The organism is Rhizobium etli 8C-3 (assembly GCF_001908375.1).
Lineage (GTDB): Bacteria > Pseudomonadota > Alphaproteobacteria > Rhizobiales > Rhizobiaceae > Rhizobium > Rhizobium etli_B.
The window spans coordinates 3,665,642-3,685,253 of sequence record NZ_CP017241.1; the positions used below are offsets into that span (position 1 = coordinate 3,665,642).

Annotated in this window: 14 protein-coding genes; 6 read left to right on the forward strand and 8 right to left on the reverse strand. The window is 58.8% G+C overall.

Going from position 1 to position 19,612, the window contains the following annotated elements; translation table 11 throughout:
* The first annotated feature begins 462 nt into the window (after positions 1-462).
* The 5 genes from AM571_RS18150 to AM571_RS18170 all read left to right on the forward strand — a co-directional run bounded on the left by AM571_RS18150 (position 463) and on the right by AM571_RS18170 (position 11,050).
* Positions 463-2,151 carry an ABC transporter ATP-binding protein/permease gene (locus tag AM571_RS18150; protein WP_074062603.1) on the forward strand — a complete coding sequence of 563 codons (1,689 nt, stop codon included), beginning with the start codon at positions 463-465 and terminating at the stop codon, positions 2,149-2,151.
* Positions 2,152-2,250: 99 nt separating this feature from the next.
* A complete protein-coding gene (locus tag AM571_RS18155) occupies positions 2,251-2,919 on the forward strand; it encodes a CBS domain-containing protein (RefSeq protein WP_074062604.1) in 669 nt (222 codons plus the stop codon).
* Between the two features lie 413 nt (positions 2,920-3,332).
* Positions 3,333-5,798, forward strand: a complete 2,466-nt coding sequence (locus tag AM571_RS18160) for a phosphoketolase (RefSeq protein WP_074062605.1) — start codon at positions 3,333-3,335, stop codon at positions 5,796-5,798.
* A gap of 33 nt (positions 5,799-5,831) precedes the next feature.
* Positions 5,832-9,725, forward strand: coding sequence for a GH36-type glycosyl hydrolase domain-containing protein (locus tag AM571_RS18165; protein ID WP_074062606.1), 3,894 nt, complete (start codon positions 5,832-5,834; stop codon positions 9,723-9,725).
* Between the two features lie 5 nt (positions 9,726-9,730).
* The gene (locus AM571_RS18170) at positions 9,731-11,050 is read left to right on the forward strand and encodes a glucoamylase family protein (RefSeq protein WP_074062607.1); all 1,320 of its coding nucleotides are present in this window, start codon (positions 9,731-9,733) and stop codon (positions 11,048-11,050) included.
* A gap of 187 nt (positions 11,051-11,237) precedes the next feature.
* Here the strand turns inward: AM571_RS18170 and AM571_RS18175 are convergent, their stop codons facing one another.
* Positions 11,238-12,416, reverse strand: coding sequence for an acetate/propionate family kinase (locus AM571_RS18175; protein ID WP_074062608.1), 1,179 nt, complete (start codon positions 12,414-12,416; stop codon positions 11,238-11,240).
* A gap of 2 nt (positions 12,417-12,418) precedes the next feature.
* Complete coding sequence (locus AM571_RS37440; RefSeq protein WP_237358506.1) at positions 12,419-12,775, reverse strand: hypothetical protein; 357 nt, start codon at positions 12,773-12,775, stop codon at positions 12,419-12,421.
* 904 nt (positions 12,776-13,679) lie between these two features.
* On the opposite strand from AM571_RS37440, the gene AM571_RS18185 reads away from it, so the two are divergent.
* The gene (locus AM571_RS18185) at positions 13,680-14,000 is read left to right on the forward strand and encodes a hypothetical protein (protein WP_074062609.1); all 321 of its coding nucleotides are present in this window, start codon (positions 13,680-13,682) and stop codon (positions 13,998-14,000) included.
* 370 nt (positions 14,001-14,370) lie between these two features.
* Here AM571_RS18185 and AM571_RS18190 read toward each other — a convergent pair whose 3' ends face one another.
* From AM571_RS18190 to AM571_RS35735, 6 genes are all read right to left on the reverse strand, one after another.
* The gene (locus AM571_RS18190; RefSeq protein ID WP_074062610.1) at positions 14,371-16,161 is read right to left on the reverse strand and encodes a hypothetical protein; all 1,791 of its coding nucleotides are present in this window, start codon (positions 16,159-16,161) and stop codon (positions 14,371-14,373) included.
* A 267-nt stretch (positions 16,162-16,428) separates the two neighbouring features.
* Entirely contained in the window at positions 16,429-16,743 is a 315-nt protein-coding gene (locus AM571_RS38400) for a hypothetical protein (protein WP_074062611.1), read from the reverse strand.
* A 197-nt stretch (positions 16,744-16,940) separates the two neighbouring features.
* Positions 16,941-17,177 carry a hypothetical protein gene (locus AM571_RS18200; protein ID WP_074062612.1) on the reverse strand — a complete coding sequence of 79 codons (237 nt, stop codon included), beginning with the start codon at positions 17,175-17,177 and terminating at the stop codon, positions 16,941-16,943.
* Positions 17,178-17,336: 159 nt separating this feature from the next.
* Positions 17,337-17,648 (reverse strand): potassium channel family protein, encoded by a 312-nt coding sequence (locus AM571_RS18205; protein ID WP_074062613.1) that lies wholly within the window; start codon positions 17,646-17,648, stop codon positions 17,337-17,339.
* Positions 17,649-17,851: 203 nt separating this feature from the next.
* Complete coding sequence (cax, locus tag AM571_RS18210) at positions 17,852-18,946, reverse strand: calcium/proton exchanger (protein WP_074062614.1); 1,095 nt, start codon at positions 18,944-18,946, stop codon at positions 17,852-17,854.
* A 271-nt stretch (positions 18,947-19,217) separates the two neighbouring features.
* Complete coding sequence (locus AM571_RS35735) at positions 19,218-19,427, reverse strand: hypothetical protein (RefSeq protein WP_081377150.1); 210 nt, start codon at positions 19,425-19,427, stop codon at positions 19,218-19,220.
* Positions 19,428-19,612 lie beyond the last annotated feature (185 nt).

Here is a 19,612-nt window from a genome sequence, read left to right on the forward strand (position 1 = left end):
GAACTGCGCTTTCCAGGGCTTCAGACAGCAAGCGATGACCTGGGGTCGTTATTCGGTTTTGGAATTGGCCATGGTTGGCAATCCGATTCCACCATTCGAATGCAAACAAGGCATCGAATTTCCTCGGAGCCGATTGATATTCCTCGTAAGCTTTGTTTGCGGGGCGTGATCAGATCGAGACCTGCACATTGCCGTGGTTGAACCGTGACGACTGCCGTTAGAGGCGTGCGCTGCCTGGCAGGCTTGCGTGACTTTGTCGACACGGGGCCGATCTCGCCTTGTGGTGATCTCGTTGCTGACGATTTCACTGAAAGTATGAGCAGGCCGCCGGTTGAGGGAGTATATCGGTCAGTATCCCGCAGATCTTCACGGCACGGCCTGCGGGGATGTTTGGTTTTGGCGCTGCCCGACAACCAAGGGGCCCGCTCCTCCTCATAACTGGAGCCTGCCAGAGGGGATGCCATGGACACGCAACAGATTCCGTTCAAGGTAACCGCCGCTCGCTTCGTGCGGGCCGTCAGGATCTTTATGACTTCCGAAGTCGGCAGACAGGCTAGGATGATGTTTGCCGGGCTCGTGGCGCTTTTCTTGGCGCTTAGCAGCCTTAACGTTGTCAACAGCTATGTAGGCCGTAACTTCATGACCGCGATCGCCAATCGCGAAATGGCTGAATTCATCCGGCAAGCGATATTTTACATCGGGGTCTTTGCGGCATTCACCGTTGTTGCAGTCGTCGCCCGGTTCACCGAAGAGCGACTTGCGCTGCTCTGGCGGGAATTTTTGACCCGGCGGGCCATCAATCTCTATCTCACCGATGGGACCTACTATCATCTGGGCGTCTCGGGACAGCTCACCTATCCCGACCAGCGGATCGCCGAGGACATGCGTGCGTTCACCGTCACCACGCTGTCTTTCATCTTGATGGTGCTCAACAGCGGCCTCACGATCGTCGCCTTTTCCGGTGTGCTGTGGTCGATAAGTCCCTTGCTGTTTGTCGTCGCAATTATGTATGCGGCTTGCGGTTCGTACCTGACGATTGCGCTCGGGCGACCGCTCATCAAGCTAAACTACGACCAGCTCGACAAGGAGGCCAGCTTTCGCTCCGGCCTTATTCAAGTGCGAGAAAACGCTGAATCCATTATGCTGGCGCGCTACGAAGAACCGCAGGCCCTTCGCCTGTCGCAGCGACTGGAGGAAGTGGTCGCCAACTTTCGCAAGATTACCGCCATCAATCGCAACGTGGGATTCTTCACCACCGGCTACAACTGGCTGATCCAGATCATTCCTGCCCTGCTCATTGCCCCTGCCTATATGAGAGGGGATATCGATTTCGGCGTCATCACCCAATCCGGCGCAGCCTTCGCAATGCTTGTGGGTGCATTCTCGCTGATTATAACCCAGTTCCAGTCCCTCTCTAGCTTCGCGGCGGTCGTCGCGCGGCTCAGCTCCCTGATGGAGGCCATCGAACAGGCACAAAGATCCGTTAGGTCAGGTATCGAGATCGTCGAGGAAGAAGGGCGTCTGGCGTACGAGCAGTTGACCCTGCTGTCATCGGCAGACGGCCACCCTCTCGTCAAGGAGTTGTCGATCTCGATCCCTGCCGGTACGCGCGTCCTGATCACCGGACCGGCTGAGGCTGCCCGCGTCGCGCTGTTCAGAGCGACGGCTGGCGTTTCCTTCAATGGGTCCGGACGCATCGTTCATCCAGGTTCCGGCGAGATACTCTTCCTGCCTCAGCGGCCCTATCTGCCGGCCAGTACGCTGCGCCAGATACTCGTACGAAACGAGCGCGCCGATGAAATTCCGGACGAGCACATCATCCAGCTTCTGCGCGAGCTTAATCTCGGACAGATCGTTGAACAGGCAGGCGGATTACATGTCGAGAAAGATTGGGAAATGTTGCTTTCGCTGGAAGCGCAGCAACTCCTGGCACTCGTCAATATCCACCTCGCGGCGCCGCGGTTCGCCTTCCTGGATCGAATCGACACGACGCTCGGTCCCGAGCGATTTCACAAGATCATGCGGATGCTTTCTGAAAATTCGATCACCGTCATCAACAACGCCGAAACCGTCGCCTTACGCGATTGCCACGACGCGGTCTTGGAATTCGGTGAGGATGGCGGGTGGACGTGGACGGCAAAGGGAGCCTGACGCATCGCCGCTGCAATACCGGTGAACTGGTTGTCGAAGGCCTGCAACAGGTTTATTTTGTCCGCTCCTCGGTGCCTGGAGGGGGAAGGTGGTGCAGAGATGCTAGTCAAAGATGTGATGATGAAGAAAGTGGTTGGAGTTTCGCCGGACAACAGCGTCCGGCGGGCTGCTGAGATCATGCTCGCCAATCACGTAAGTGGTGTTCCAGTCATTGACGACGCAGGTCGTCTCGTCGGGATCATCAGCGAGGGCGATCTGTTGCGGAGAACGGAGTTGGGGCGTGGAGCCATTGCCGACCTTGGAGGTCAGGCTTTTTCCGCCGAGGACAGAGCCAAGGCCTATGTTAAGAGCAACGCGTGGAGGGTGGCTGACGTCATGAGCCGCAACCCTGTGGTCGTGGAAGAAGACGCGTCTCTTGCCCACGTCTCTGGTTTGATGCAGGAGCATGGCATCAAGCGAATTCCGGTCATGAAAAAGGGTGCGCTGGTCGGCATCGTCAGTCGTGCGGACCTTCTCAAAGCAATTGTTACAGCCCACCAGGATGAAACCGCGCCGGGTGACGAGGCCATCCGTCGCAGCATATCGATCCGCCTCAGCGAAAATACGGGCCTAGAAGGAAAAGACATGACCGTGACCGTCATCGACGGTGTCGCTCACCTATGGGGAAGGGTTGATACAGCAGAGTGCAGGAAGGCAGCGCGAGTAGCGGCCGAGAATGTCCGCGGCGTGATTAAAGTGGTTGAGCATTATCCTGAGGATGGTCCGTGACAGGCAGAATCGGATCTGCGAGCACGAGAGTCTTCGCCGATGGCTTCGTCTCGGATCATATCTCCAGCGCTTTCGATTTTTAACTGTGCTTAGGATGTTTTTTATGCGAATATTAGATTATTCGCATACTGTTGGCTTGGCACGAGGAATGTACTTGACGGCAGGGCTAAATTTACTTGAATCAGAGGCATGGATGACGGTCCACCGGCCATGAATGCCGGCCGGCCAGTGCCTTAGCTGAGCTGCATGCGGTCGGGTTAATACCGCTCGAACCGCAGACTATGCCCCTGCCCCAGCATCCCTCCGCCAAGCCGGGCATCGCTCGCTCGAATGGGCAGACATCGAGCCAATTCGACGATTCTCATCTTGGAAGATCTTACCGCAGCAATCTGGGCTCAGAGGAGGAGGCACCCATGGTCTCGCTTAAGACGGCAGGAGATGCAAAGGTCTCTATAAACAAGAGCATGGCAGCGGACGGTCCCCTTTCGGCGGAAGAATTACAGTCGATGGATGCCTATTGGCGGGCATCGAACTACCTGTCGGTCGGACAGATCTATCTTCTCGACAATCCTTTGCTGAAAGAACCGCTAAAGCGCGAGCACATAAAGCCGCGGCTGCTTGGTCACTGGGGCACGTCGCCAGGCTTGAACATGCTTTACGCCCACCTCAATCGCGTTATCAAACGCGACGATCTCAACATGATCTACGTCATCGGGCCGGGACATGGCGGGCCATCATTGGTCGCTCACGCCTATCTCGAAGGCACCTACAGCGAAGTCTATCCCAACATTGGCCAAGACACGGAGGGCATGAAGAGGCTGTTCAAACAGTTCAGTTTTCCAGGCGGCATCCCGAGCCACGTTGCTCCCGAAACACCCGGCAGCATTCACGAGGGCGGCGAACTGGGCTATGCCCTCAGCCACGCCTACGGAGCGGCGTTCGACAATCCGGATCTGATTGTCGCCTGCGTTGTCGGCGACGGAGAAGCCGAGACGGGGCCGCTTGCAACAGGCTGGCAAAGCAACAAGTTCTTGAATCCTGCTCGCGATGGTTGCGTGCTGCCTATCCTGCACCTGAACGGCTACAAGATCGCCAATCCATGCTTTCTAGCCCGCATTCCCCGCGACGAGCTGAGGAAATTTTTCGAAGGCATGGGTTACACGCCATATTTCGTCGAGGGTGACGACCCTGCCGGTGTGCACCAGCAACTGGCTGGCGTCCTTGATACAGCAGTGGCGGATATCCAGGAAATCTGGGCAGATGCCCGCGACAGAGGCAACGTGAAACGTCCCATGTGGCCGATGATCGTTTTCCGCACACCCAAGGGCTGGACCTGCCCGCCTGAGATAGACGGCAAGAAATCCGAAGGCTATTGGCGCTCGCACCAAGTGCCGATGGGCGACATGGACAAGCCGGAGCACATCCGTATTCTCGAAGGATGGATGAAGAGCTACCGCCCCGAGGAACTGTTCGACGACGGTGGCCGGTTCAAACCGGAGCTGGCAGCTCTTGCCCCTGCAGGGCTTCGTCGAATGAGCGACAACCCCCACGCCAACGGCGGCTTGCTGCTGCGGGACCTGAAGATGCCCGACTTCCGGGATTACGCGGTATCCGTACCGAGCCCTGGGGCAACCATCGCCGAGTCTGCGCGGACGATGGGCGCGTTTCTCCGGGATATCATGAAGATGAACATGGAGAGCAAGAACTTCCGCCTGTTCAGCCCTGATGAAAACAACTCGAACCGCTGGCAGGATGTGCTGGAAGTCACCAATCGCTGCTACATGGCGGATATCTACCCGGATGATGATCATCTGGCGCCGGACGGCCGGGTGATGGAGGTCCTCAGCGAGCACCAATGCCAGGGCTGGCTGGAAGGCTACCTGGTGACCGGCCGGCATGGCTTCTTTTCCTGCTATGAAGCCTTCATCCACATTATCGACTCGATGTTCAACCAGCACGCCAAATGGCTGAAGGTGTGCAACCACATTCCATGGCGGCGACCGATCGCCTCGCTCAACTACTTCCTGAGCTCCCACGTCTGGCGGCAGGACCACAATGGCTTCAGCCACCAGGATCCGGGGTTCATCGACCATGTGGTCAACAAGAAGGCGGACGTCGTGCGGATATATCTGCCGCCGGACGCCAATACTCTTCTCTCGGTAACAGATCACTGCCTGCGCAGCCGCAACTACGTCAATGTCGTTGTCGCCGGCAAGCAGCCTGCCCCGCAGTGGCTCACGATGGATCAGGCCATCAAGCATTGCAATGAGGGCCTTGGTATCTGGGAATGGGCAAGCAACGACAAGGGCACCGAGCCTGACGTCGTGATGGCATGTTGTGGCGATGTTCCAACGCTCGAGACACTCGCGGCAGTCGAGCTGATCCGGGAGCATATTCCGGAGCTGAAAGTCCGCGTCATCAATGTAGTGAACCTGATGAAGCTCCAACCGCCATCCGAGCATCCGCACGGCCTGTCGGATCGCGATTTTGATGCTCTCTTCACCAAGAACAAGCCGATCATCTTCGCCTTCCATGGCTATCCATGGCTTATCCACCGGCTCACCTACCGCCGCACCAACCACGCCAGTCTGCACGTGCGCGGCTACAAGGAAGAGGGAACGACGACGACGCCGTTCGACATGGTCGTGCTGAATGAAATGGACCGCTTCCATCTGGTCGAGGACGTGATCGACCGGCTGCCACAACTCGGTGCGCGCGCGGCCTATTTCAAACAGGCAATTCATGAAAAGCTGATCGAACATAGGCAGTACATCGAGAAATACGGCGACGACATGCCGGCAATAAGCGGCTGGAAATGGGGATTGAAAGGCCAGGCAGGAGCCCCCCATAGAACCTCGACCGAAGGGGACAATGCCTGAGCGACGGCACAGTCCAATCGAACGGAGGTTCCAGTGGCAACGAGCACGTCCGAGGCAGTACGCAAGCGCAGCACCGCCGAGCCGGCCAATCCCGGCTCAGCGGTCGCGTTGCTTTCCAACGATCGGTATAGTGTCCTGGTCACAGCAGCCGGGGCCGGTTACGGAACCTGGCAAGGTCTTGACATTACCCGGTGGCGCGAGGACAGCACCCGCGATTGCTGGGGCCAATTTTGTTATGTTCGGGATCTGAATGACAACGATCTCTGGTCTATCGGACGGCAGCCGGTATCTTTGCCATCAAATGTCTACGAGCACGCCTTTCACGGAGACAGGGCCGAATTCTGCTGTCATGCCGGTGACATCGAGATTATCTCGAAAATCTGTGTCGCGTCCGACGTGGACGCGGAAGTGCGTATGCTCACGGTCACGAACAATGGCACAAGGGAGCGAACGCTCGAACTGACAAGCTATGCCGAGGTCTGCCTGAACAATCGTCGTGCAGACATGGCGCATCCGGCTTTTGTCAAGCTCTTTGTCGAAACACGGTATGACGGGGCGACAGGCGCCTTGTTTGCGCGCCGCAGGCCCCGTGCTGCCGGGGAAAAGGCCACTTGGGCAGTCCACGTGTCCTCATCGAACCTGCCGCCTTCCCAAGACCTCCAATATGAAACTGATCGGCTGAGATTTCTTGGCCGAGGCCGAACGACAGCCAATCCCGTGATATTCGACGCGGGTGGATCGCTCTCCGGGACTGCAGGTCCCGTCCTCGACCCGGTTTTCTGTTTGCGACGGACGGTTCGCATGGCTCCAGGCGCCGTAGCCCGTGTCGCCTTCGTCACAGGCGCTGCGCAAGACCAGTCCGCCGTCGAGCTCATCGCCGCAAAATATGCCAAGATCGACGCGGCCGAGCAAGCCTTCGCCGAAGCATCGGAGAGATATCGAAGCGAGCTTCAGACGTTGAGCCTTACGCCTGACGATGTCTCGTTGTTCAATCGGTTGGCCGGGAGCGTCGTCTTCGCAAACCCGACGATGCGGCAGGTGACAGCGCTGCAGAACGATCGACTGGATCGGGCGGCTTTGTGGGCTCATGGTGTCTCCGGCGACCTCCCCATCGTACTGGTGCGCGCAAATGCCGACAAGGACCATGCCCTCATTCGGCAGGTGATGATGGGCCACGATTTCCTTCGGCGGAAGGGCTTGGGATTTGACCTTGTCCTGCTTGACGAGGGCGGCGCAGCCAACACCAAGCGACTGACCGAAAAGCTGCTATCTGGCCCGCAAGCCGAAGTGATCGGTAAACCCGGCGGAATCTTTATCCTTTCCGCGCCCGATACCGAGAGCGAACACTTGAGGACCATCGAAACGGCGGCGCGCATAGTCCTGCTGGGAAGCGGCGGCGAACTTGCCGACCAGCTCGACCGGCCCTTGCCCGCTCTGTCACCTCTTTCGCAGACGTTGGCCGCTCGGGTGAGCGAGCAACCTGCAGCCTCACCTTCTATCCCGGTGGAGGATTTGCAGCACTGGAACGGATTCGGAGGCTTCACGCCCGACGGGCGCGAGTATGTCGTGCGTGTGGACGCTGTCAGACCACGAGCCCCCGTCCTTCCGCCCGCACCTTGGACCAACGTGATCGCAAACCCTGATTTTGGCTGCCTGACGACTGAAGCCGGTCTTGGCTATACCTGGTCGGAGAACAGCCAGATGAACCGGCTGACGCCGTGGTCGAACGATCCGGTTACGGATGCGCCGGGCGAGGTCCTTTATTTGCGAGATGAAGAAACCGGAGACGTCTGGACGCCGACACCGCTGCCTCTCGGTCCTGGTGCGGTCGTGACTGTTCGTCACGGCCAAGGTTACAGCCGATATGCAAGTCACAGCCGTCACATCAGTCAAGAACTGACGGTGTCGGTGCCGCCTAACGATCCGGTCAAGATCATTCGACTTCGGCTTAGCAACGACGACACCCGGGTTCGGCATGTCACCGCAACCTACTTCGCCGAGTGGGTGCTTGGGACCCAGCGCGAAGAGACGGCAACGCGGATTGTTTGCGAGCGGGATGCCAGATCGCATGCGATTGTGGCCAGGAACCCCTGGGCCGGAGATTTTGCGCAAAAGCTGGCGTTTGCAGCCGCCAGTCAGCCGTTAAGGTCGGCAACCTCCGACCGTAGCGAGTTCCTGGGCCAATACGGTTCGGTGTTTCAGCCTGCGGCCCTGGAGCGAACCAATCTGGCAGAGCGTTTTGGCCCGTTGCTGGATCCCTGCGCCGCGCTGATGGTGGAGATATCGCTGCTTCCCGGCGAAAGCAGGGAGGTTGTCTTTATACTTGGAGAAGCCGCCGGCCTCGACGAGGTCAGCAGGCTCGTCCATGACCATGCGGACGTCGAGCGCGCATGCGAAAGCCTGTCGGCCGCCTCCCGCCAATGGGATGACATTCTAAACTCGATCCAGGTCTCCACGCCGGACCCCGGCATGAACTTGATGATGAATCGCTGGTTGCTGTACCAGGTCCTGGTATGCCGTGTATGGGCGCGCACGTCAAATTATCAGTCCGGCGGTGCCTACGGTTTCAGGGATCAGCTTCAGGACGTCATGGCGCTGGTCTACAGCACACCGAACGAAGCCCGCTCCCAGATCCTGCGAGCTGCGGCACGCCAATTCGAGGAGGGGGACGTCCAGCACTGGTGGCATCCTCCATCCGGCGTCGGCGTTCGTACACGAATCACCGACGATTTGTATTTTCTGCCGCTTGTCGTTCAACACTACGTGTCCACGACAGGCGACGTTCAACTGCTCGACGAAATGGTGCCCTACATCACCTCACCGGTGCTGAAAGACGACCAGGAGGAAGACTTCAACCAGCCGGCGGTCAGCGAGCAGTCCGGCACCATCTACGAGCACTGCGTCCGTGCGCTGGAGCATGGTTACCGTTTGGGCAGCCACGGTCTTCCCCTGATGGGAACAGGCGACTGGAACGACGGCATGAACAAGGTCGGCGCGGAAGGCAGGGGAGAGAGCGTCTGGAACGGCTGGTTCTTTCTCACGGTCCTCAAGTCATTTGCCACGATTTCGGCGGCACGCGGAGATCAAAGCCGTGCCACCTGGTGTCGCGAACGGACCGAAGCTTTGTGCAAAGCCCTTGAAGCCAACGCCTGGGACGGTGGCTGGTATCGCCGGGCCTATTTTGACGATGGCACGCCGCTCGGGTCGTCCCTGAACGACGAATGCCGGATCGACGCCATCCCGCAGGCCTGGGCTGTCATTTCGGGCGAAGCCGATGCTGGACGGGCTTCAAAGGCGATGCGTGAGGTCCACGACCGGCTGGTACGGCAAGAGGACAAGCTGATCAAACTCTTCGACCCGCCTTTTGACGAAGGCTTGCTGCAACCCGGCTACATCAAGGGCTATGTCCCCGGCATCCGCGAAAATGGCGGCCAATACACGCATGCGGCAACCTGGGTTGTCTGGGCGACGGCCTTGCAGGGCGACGGCGATCTCGCCCTGAAGCTTTGGAACCTGATCAATCCGATTTGTCATGGCGCGACGAGAGATCAAATCGAATGCTACAAGGTGGAACCATATGCGGTCAGCGCCGATATCTATGGCGCGCCCCCACACACCGGGCGCGGTGGATGGACCTGGTACACTGGATCGGCCAGTTGGTTCTATCGCGCCGCGCTCGAGGCGATCCTCGGCTTTCGCCAGCAAGGGCGGTTGCTGCGGTTTGAACCGTGCGTTCCGCCAAGCTGGCCATCTTATGAGATCACATACCGAACTGGATCGACGATCTATCGAATCCGTTTCGACAACGCAAGGGGCATTGGCCGAGGCGTGCATTCTGTCACACTGGACGGTGAGCCTGTCGCGAACGGAGCCGTCCGGCTTGCCGAAGACGGACGTACGCACGATGTCCACGTCGTAGTCGGTTAGCGGCCATGCCCGAAACGCTCTCAACCGACGCCGATCTCCACCGCATGCCAACCGACGAGGATCTCGGTCGGCTGCAATTCAGCACCCTGCTGTACTATCTCCACTGCACCAACCCGGACAATGGCCTGGTTCGCGACAAGACAGAACCGAACGCCCCGGCAAGCATCGCGGCGATCGGCATGGCGCTGGCGACGATCCCCGTGGTTGTCGAACGCGGTGTCCTTATCCGCCAATTTGCAGCGAAGATTACCCGCAACCGCTTGAGATATCTGATGGCATGCCCGCAGGGGCCGGAGCCGGATTCTTCTGGCTACAAAGGTTTTTTTTACCACTTTCTGAACATCGAAACGGGCCGCCGGGTGTGGCAATGCGAGCTGTCGACGATCGACTCGGCCTTCCTGTTTGCGGGTGCCTTGACCGCCGCCACCTATTTTGACGGCGACACGGCCGATGAGGTGGAAATCCGCCAGCTCGCGATGGCGCTTTACGAGCGTGCCGACTGGAACTGGGCTCGCGATGGGGGTCCAACTTTAACGCATGGCTGGCGTCCGGAGAGTGGTTTCATTCCCTATCGGTGGCGCGGCTACGATGAAGGCCTTTTGCTCTACATCATCGGTCTAGGATCCCCAACTCACCCTTTGCCGCCCGAATGCTATGCCGCCTACACCGAAACCTATGAATGGCGAAATATCTACGGCCGCGAGCTGCTGTATTCCGGACCGCTGTTTACCCATCAACTGTCGCACATGTGGATCGACTTTCGAGGCATCCGCGATGCGTTCATGCGCCACCATGACACCGACTATTTCGAAAACAGCCGGCATGCGACATATGTCCAGCGAGAATATGCAATCCGCAACCCGATGGACTTCGCAGGCTATGGCGAACTTTGTTGGGGATTCACCGCATGCGACGGACCCGGTTGGGGCAAGCGGACGATAGCTGGGGTCGACCGAGAGTTCTTCGACTACATTGCCCGCGGGGCTCCCTTCGGACCTGACGACGGGACTGTCGCGCCATGGGTCGTCGTCGCCTCGCTGCCGTTCGCGCCGGAGATCGTCGTGCCGACTGTTCGCAACTTTGCGCGTATGAATCTCGGCATGACGCGGCTTTACGGCTTCAAGCCGTCGTTCAACCAGATGTATGCCGTGGAAAACAATCAGGCCGGATGGTGGGTAAGTCCTTATCATTTCGGCATCGACCAGGGCCCGGTAGTGCTGATGATCGAAAACTATCGGACCGGCTTGCTCTGGAACATCATGCGCAAATGCAAGCCCATCGTGACCGGATTGAGACGTGCGGGATTTTCAGGGGGCTGGCTCTAGACGATGCCGGTTGGCTTCCGCCGTCGCTGTCGATTGGTATCTTCGGGAATGCGAAGGAGATAACCTGGCGGGACGAAGGTCCGGCGGCAGTTTTGTTTTCGCCGCATGGTCACTCGACCATTGATATCCGCCGTCCACATGGAGCACCTGCCTGGCGATCGGGCGGGCGGCGCCGTGAGGCACGGATTCAGGATGCCATTATGAGTGCAAGCGTGTGGCGTGCGATCATCAGTTCCTCATCCGTCGGCAGGACGTAGAGCGCAACGCGGCTCTGCGGAGTGGATATGCCAGTCCTGCCCGCTTCGTTGGCCGCGGGATCGAGTTCTGCTCCGAGCCAGCCAAGCCGCTCGGCGATGCGAGCGCGGATTGGCGGCGAATTCTCCCCGACGCCGGCCGTAAAGACGAAAGCGTCGAGGCCTCCGAGCGCGGCGGCAAGCATGCCGGAACTGAGCACGCAGCGATGGATGAAGTGACTGATGGCGATGGCCGCACGCGGGTCATCGCTGGCAAGAAGATCGCGCATGTCGCCGGATATGCCTGACAGACCCTTCAGACCGGACGCCCTGTAGAGAAGGTCCGTAACCTCCTCCACGGTCATGCCTCTGTGGTCGAGCAGGTATAGCACGACACCAGGGTCAATCTGACCCGGCCGGGTGCTCATCGGCAAGCCATCGAGTGCCGTAAAACCCATCGTTGTCTCGAGGCTGCGGCCGTCCTTCAGCGCGCACATGGACGCGCCGCTGCCTAGGTGGGCAACGATGATGCGCCCACCGGCGATACCGGGCGCGACTTCGGCCAACCGCTCGGCAATATATTCGTATGACAGGCCATGAAAGCCGTAACGACGCACTCCGTGCTCGTAGTAGTCCCAGGGCAAGGCGTAGCAATCCGTATGTGGGGCGTGACCGCGATGGAAAGCGGTGTCGAAACAGGCGACCTGCGGCACATCCGGATTGATTTCCATCGCCAGGCGAATCGGTGCGAGGTTGTTCGGCTGGTGCAGCGGAGCAAGCTCCTGGAAAGCCGCAAGCTTGTCGAGTATGGCGTGGTCTATGAGGACCGGTGTCGCAAAGTCCGGGCCGCCGTGAACGACGCGATGACCAGTGGCGCGGAGCGTGATACCCTTTAGGGTCATCAACCACGCACGGGTTTCAGCGATTGCCGCCGGCAGGTGGTCGACCGCCTCTGGCGCATATCGACGATCAACCAGGACCGTTCCGTCGGCGGCGCTCGCCGTTAGACGAGGCCGCACTCCGATGCCATCGATCTGACCGCGAATGAAGCGCTTTGGGACGGAACCGGCGATCTCGAAGATCTGGAATTTCAAGCTCGACGAGCCGGCGTTGACGACAAGGATCGTGTCCATGTTCAGGCCGCCAATTCTGTTACGCGCCGCCGGGAAGCGGCGCAGAGTGTCGCCACCGCGCGCGACACCAGACGGCTTCGCACGCAGTGGGAACGCGATGTCAGCACGATCGGCACTCGGACACCTAGAACAATGCCCGCGGCATCCGCGTGGGCGAGGAATGTCGCCCGAATTTTTGCAACGGTCCCTGCCAGGACAGGAATAATCAGCCTATTCTGCGCGGCCACAAGCGTGCCCGGCAAGGATGTCTCGTCGCAGGGATGCGCCCCGATCGTGACGGCAGGCGAAGCCTCCCGTGCAGCGAAAATCAGGCGGTCGTATTCTGACTGCTCAGCTTTGGTCATGGAAAGGTCGGTCACTTGGGAAGCTCCCTCTGCTTCGATCAGGATGGCCTGCGAACGCGAGCGGTCTTGCTTGACCGGTCCAAGGACTGGTTGCCGCCGAATTCTTCCTTGCCGAGGCTGAACAGCTGAGCCGCACGCTCGAGGCGATCGGTTGCCGCCACCTCCGGCGCCCCGACGACACCTGCCTTGCGCAGGGTCTCGAAGATCTTTCGGCGCTCGCCTATGCCCCCGGCAGGAGTGCCGGAAGGGCCCAGGCTCGTCGATCAATAGGACGAAATCCTATTCCCGCATCATCGTCTCGAACTCAGCCCGCGTCAATCGACCTGCGCCGGCATGACTGCGCCTGATCCTGCCGATAGCTTCGAAATCGCGTTCATCGGACTCTGCCATGCATTATGCCGACAGCGCAGCGAACAGTAAGGCAGCTCCTTTCTCTTTCACCACGGCGATCTTGGTTCAAGCACTTTGGGGGCGCCTTGCGCGGTGAGCGGCTGCAGGCCGGCTCGATGCCAAACGCGGCCCGCAGGCGTAAACAGCAAGGAAGCGTCCCCCCGGCAGGCGTTCCGGCGGCGCAACGGCCGCCGGGACGACTGATGGGGCAAAGACGCGGTAGTTCGCGAGACTGCTGTCCGAGAGTTGGGCCCCAGCGGCGAAGCGATGTTTCGTGCTCGATGCCATTGCCGCCAAGACTGCAGATTGTCATCCAGCGTGCGCATTTTGCAGCGCATGATCCACTACCCTGTCACAAGGTCCGGAGTCCGCGCACAACTCGACTCACGCGAGGAACGGTAGTATTGTTTTTCAGTATTTTTTCAGTTCGCATGCAAACGGGACTGTTCGGCTTTTGGAGCAAAGACCGCCCCGTTTTTCTAATTGCAGCTCTATGAATTGGATGTTGTAAACAGGGGGAGATTTCGAAGTGAACTTAGCAAAAGCTGTTACTGCGGGTATCTTGTTTCAACTTTCTGTATTCTCATATTCAGAAGCTCTGGCGAGCGAACCATTGGACGATTTTCCATTTGTCGTCACCTGTGAATACAAGGGCCTCCATCACGCCTACTATCTTTCGAAGTTAGGGCCAGACGGCGTGGCAACCTACATCACTCCGGACCGGCTTGCCGGAACGATTTCGATAGACGGCCAAGCAAAAGCCAGGGGCGAAGGCCAGGTGGGGAGCTGTCTCGGGAAAACACTCAAGGAGCTGAGAGCGTCCGGCCAAGCTTACGACATTAAGCGCTAGAGAGCCCGACGCCATCCGATGGCCAAGCTGGAGGTCGGGGTTCGTCAAGAGCCGGGCCCCTCCAGATACCTCCGAGAAACATCGCGGCCGGGCGTTTTGGTTGCTGATTTTCGACGTCGAACACTGGCATCAATCGACGAGCGTGCCATCGGGGTCCGCAACCATCCGGGCAAACACCTCGTTCAGGCGACAAAGTGGCTAATGCCCTTACGCCCCCGTCTCCACTGTCGCTTGGATCCCATGGCATCGCGGCGGCTCGCAAGGCTGACGAAGAAGTGATTCAAGAGCGCAGGGCGTGATCGTGCGACCGACGGTGTTTCCTTGAGACGATCCAAAATCGGATGGTGAAATTCACCACTCACGGCGTGATTCATTCTGTTTGCGCCTTTTCGCCCGAGACGGCGAGCCCCGCAGCCTCCAATCCGGCGAAAAACCGCTCCTGGTCCTCGGTCCGCGCCAGCCGGCTGACAACCTCCCGCCTGATATTCGGGATCAACGCCGGAGACCGGGCCTTGATCCAGTCGATTTGCTCCTTTGCGTCAGCCGTTTTTCCAAGGCTGCCGAGGATAGAAAGCAGAACGAGGCGGTGCATTGGATTGTAGTTCAGATCCGACATGCGTGACCATAATTCGGCGGCCTGCGTGTCCCCCCGCATGAAGGCGCAGAGTGCCATTCCCACTTCGTAATATCCGCGTGGCCCGGCATTCTTATTGACGGCTTCCGAAATGAGCTGGCAGCCCCTGTCCCATTGTCCCGACATCGACAGGCGCAAGCCATGTTCGCCCGCCACCTCGGTGTCATTCGGATTGCTGGCATAGGCTGCCTCGCCAGCGCGCAGGGCGCCCGTCGGGTCATTGGCGAAGAAATTGGCAAGCATTAGCGCTTGCAGCGCGCGGGCATTGTTTGGGTCTAGCTGCACGGCGCGTTCGGCAAACTCCTTTGCTACGTCAAGCGTGACAGCCATGGGCTTCGTGTTCAACTGATACGGAAAGCGGAACTCGTCGAGATATGTCAGCGACAGAAAGGCCGTGGCGTTGGAATCGGCAGGCATTTTTTCGACCGCCCGTTGCAGACACGATTTTGTCACCTCATGCGCCTGGGCAGTCATCTCGCTGCGGTAGCTATAATAGGACAAGATACATGAAAAGGCGTCGGCGCCGCCGGCGATGCTGGCGGTGTCGGTCTGGAACATGACGCCAAACGGACGCGCCACTGCCGTTGCAATATGTTCGGCAAGACTCGCCTGCGTCTTCAGGATGCCTTGCACCTTCATGTCGGCATCGTAATTATTCGCCCATATGACCGCTCCATCCGCCCGCCGGACAAGTCTGGCAGTCGAGCGCATCATACTGCTCTCCAGCCGCACACTTCCCTGAAGAGCATAAAGCGGTTCCGTCGAAGTCTGCCCCTGTTTGAACTGCGGCAAGTCGGCAACGACGACAATGTCATTGAAGGGGACGAGCGTTTCGATGATGTCGTCGGTAATGCCGCGTGAGATTTCGGATGCAAGTCTCCCTTCCGAGCCACTTTCAAAGCGCTCGACGACAACGGTGAGGCGATTGCCGGTTCCCGATTGTGTTTCGCCTCCCGCATCGAACAATCTCTGGTGTTGAAGCATCGCTGCGGCCGAGACACAGGTGATCACCACTCCTCCGGCAAGGAGCCAGTGCCGGTATCGCGACGAATGCCGGGTTGCCCCGATTTGGCTGACGGCATCCTTGATGGCATCGACCCGTTGGGCGCCCTCTCCCGAAGACATCGGCCGATTCGATTGCAGAGCTGCGGTTTCAACGCCCGGCCGCACTTCAAAGACCGGCGCATAACCGCCCCTCGGAATTGTGATGATGACCCGATCGGCGCCACCGGCGGTCAGGTAATAGTGCTCCAGCTCTCTGCGCAGTCGCCCTGCTTCGATGCGCACACATGGATCCTGCTGAGCGTCGAAGTTCGCATCCCTGCCAAAAACAGCTTGCGCGATGGTAAAGGCCTTCAGGTAATTGCCACGACCGGCAAGCGCTTCGGTAACTACGAATTCCAGGAATCGCCTCGCCCGCTCGGGAAGGCGAAATTCCGGGCTGGAAAGTACGCGCTCGAGCTGCTGCTGCACTTCTTCCTCTGAAGCCGGGCCGCTGCCAGTCGTATCAACGCCTGCATTTGTCATCGCCCCCAGACTCCGATTTGCAAGCAACCTGCAGTATGCAATCACGGACGATAGTCCCGAGCTGGCCGAGCGGCAACATAATTCAATCGAACAAACTAATTTAGTATAAACTAATTAAAAGTATCCTGACGAGCCGACCCCGGCGACATCATCGAGAAATACCGCGGTCTTCATGACAGCAAATACTGAAGTGGACGTTTTTGCAGGCTCCATCCCCTATGAACGGCTGAAGTTCGATGCGTTTCTCGGAAAGTGCCGCAGCGGGTTTCAGGCTTCGTCGAGGATCGCAGTATCCGCCACGTCGAGCCCGACATGACGCCATGATTCCAGCCATGGACGGGGCGGATCGACAGATCGGCCGATGCCATAGCGCAAAGAACCGGATCGGGACAGATCTCGATAGAGGCCAAAGCAAGCGATTTCGTTCGATTGGGCATCATCGCGCTTTCCGGCTACTGGACTATGATTCTCATCGCTCCCTTCGCACTCCTGGTCGTTTAGTCCTGCCGTTACACTGTTGCCGATGTCACGGCCGGTCGGAAACGGGCGATCGTTGCGGCCATTTGTCATCGTCGTCGGCATGATCGCCCCCTCGCCCTCTGGTCAATTTCGCCGATGCTGCACAGACGCTTCGGCAAATTATGGACTTGAAGTTCTATGCTCTTGTCGGCTGCTGAAAGCCTGCGCCCCGGCCCGCGGCATCATCCGCCGGATCTGAAGGTAGTCCACCTAGCAGTTTCGATGCCGAGCCGGCACGAACGCGATAGGCATTGTCAGGCTCACTGGTCTTTGCAGTAGACAACGACCTCCTGCTCTATTTCCCGGCACAGCTGTTCATATTCAGAAATCAGCTTGTCTTCCCGTGGGCTCTGGTTTCGAAAACGGTCCAGCGCATCGACGGCAAGATCATAGGCTTCAAACATCTCACCGAGCGCTTCACTGCTCATGCCCGCCAGAAGGTGGCGGATATCGGGAAGTCGCAACATCAATTTTCTGCGGCCGCGTTCTCTGCTCATTGTTTGGCTCCGCCTTCGCAATCAATCCGGGAAGTCATACAAAATCGCTTTCACTTCGGATCCTTTGCAGATCCGCATCGATATGTCTTCAAATGCGTCGGGATTTATGACCTCGAACGGCATGTCTCGCACATCCGCCGCGCTCGGATCAGGACTTTTCTATTCCACGTTGCCTCGATCGGTCGCGTTCAGGGCCTTCACGGTGACAGCCGCAACGACACCGGTCAGCACAATGCCCGCAAAGCCAATCACCAGTGCCAGCACCCGCGCCGACACATGTTTGGGCGTAAAATCACCATAGCCGATGGTAAGTCCGGTCACGAACGTGAAATAGAGGGCTTCGTCGATCCGCCAATTTTCTATCCGCCATATTGCAAGGCCGGAGACGACCATGACGGATACGATGCCGGACAGGATCGGCCAAATTATGCGAAGCTGCCGAGCGAGCGCTATGAAGAACAGACGCCGCATTTTCCGGGCGCCCGGTTCGTTGCCTGTTTCTACTGCCACGACTTTCGACCTTTCTGTGGTTCAGCGTCAGGTGAGAGCTATGAAGCGTGGGGCCAGCATATCCGGGAATGCTTATCGGGTCGCATCAAGTCTCCATCCACCATACCGATACTTGCTTCAGATGATCGTCGCACCGGGACATGGCGTTCCGTTGCAGGGCGGCTTTACTGCATTCGTGGCGGCAAGACATACAGCGTTATGGCGAAGATCAAATACACCATCAGCACCAAGACACCGACGAACCATGCCGACCGTCCGCTATTGGTTACGAACATCGCAGTGATGGTCGCAAGGAGTACCATCACCACAACACCTGGCGCGAATTGCAGGTCCATCGGCGACGGGCCGATCACGTAACTCAGTAGCACCAGCACGGGTGCAACGAACAGCGCAATCTGGGAAGCGCTTCCGAGCGCGATACCCACGCTCAGGTCGAGCCGGTTCTTGCGGGCGCCGGAGAACGCCGAGGCCATTTCGGCGGCGCCGCCAACCAGGGCGACGACAATGAAACCGACAAAGGCAGGCGTCATTCCGAAGGCTTCGGCCGCCTTTTGCACGGACTCGACGAAGATCTCGCTCACCAGCGCTACGAGGACGGTTACGCCGGCGAGCGTGCCCAGGGCCAAGCCGATCGGCCAGGGCATCTCGTCATTGTGCGCGTGCTCCGCTGCCGCGAAAATCTCCCGGTGTGTCTTGAGGCTGAACAGCAGCCCAAGTCCGTATCCGACGATGAGCATGACGGCCAGGCCAAGACTGAGCTTCTGGGTGACGGCCGCGGCCGAAGTGGAGTCCATCTCGGCAACAGCCGAAGGCATCAGCAGCCCGACTGTGGCGAGAAAGAGCAGGCCCGCTTGAAGACGGGCGCTGGCTCGGTTGAACTCCTGGAAGTGGTATTTAAGCCCGCCCAGAAAGAACGAGGCACCCAGCATGAACAGCGTGTTGGTTACAATGGCGCCGGCGATGGAGGATTTCACCAGGGTATACTCCCCGGCGCGCAACGCAGCCAGTGCGATGACCAGCTCGGTGAGATTTCCCAAGGTCGCATTGAGCAACCCGCCTGCGGCGTCACCCGTCTTGGCCGCAACAGATTCAGTAGCGTGACTGAGCAGCCCGGCCAGTGGCACGATGGCAAGTACCGACAGGATAAAGAGCGTCGTGTGTGCCTCGGGGATCAATATCGCAGCAGCAAACACCAGCGGTACAGCGACCAGCAACCACAGCATGGGGCTGTCGCGTATTTCTTTTAGAAGAAGACTCAACCCTTCACTCCCGCTGGGGCAGCCCGAGCAGATCGTGGCAGTTTGCAGGCGTCAGGTGCTGATGAGCCAGAGACGGTCTGCAGACCATCACGGTTCTCAGCGCTTTCCAATCTCCCAATGGACACCGAAACTCCGCATGCGGTCCTCCTCAGTTTTTGAGACAGCGGCCGCGCCGCCGGCTCTATGAACTCCATCAGACTATATTGGCCCGTCCTCTTATGTCATTGATCGCAGACAAGGTGCGCCGCGCCATCGTGCGATTTTGTCGCGATCAATGAAGTTCGAAAACATCGCATCGATGCACTATCTGCCAAGTGCGCCAGTGAGTGGGGTGCACTTCCAGTCGTTCTCCGGTCATGGCGTTGATCCAACCACCAGCCAGGCGCTGGCAAGGGAAAATCAAGGCATGGACGCCTTCGTCGTCGATGACGGAAAGCTCTATATCCTCGTCGAATGGAGCGTCGAAGACCAACCGCCACATCACCGACTCCTTCTGCGACGATGCACGAGCGACAACCGGACAGGGGCCATAATTCGCCATGCCAGTCACGCTGTCGGCGTGGTTGCTCCGGCCAGCGCTTCGCGGTTGTCGCGATGTTTCCATTTGTCTAGTAGCGGAATCATCAGGCCCGGGCATTGATCCTGGTCAATGGAGGCGAAAGGAGC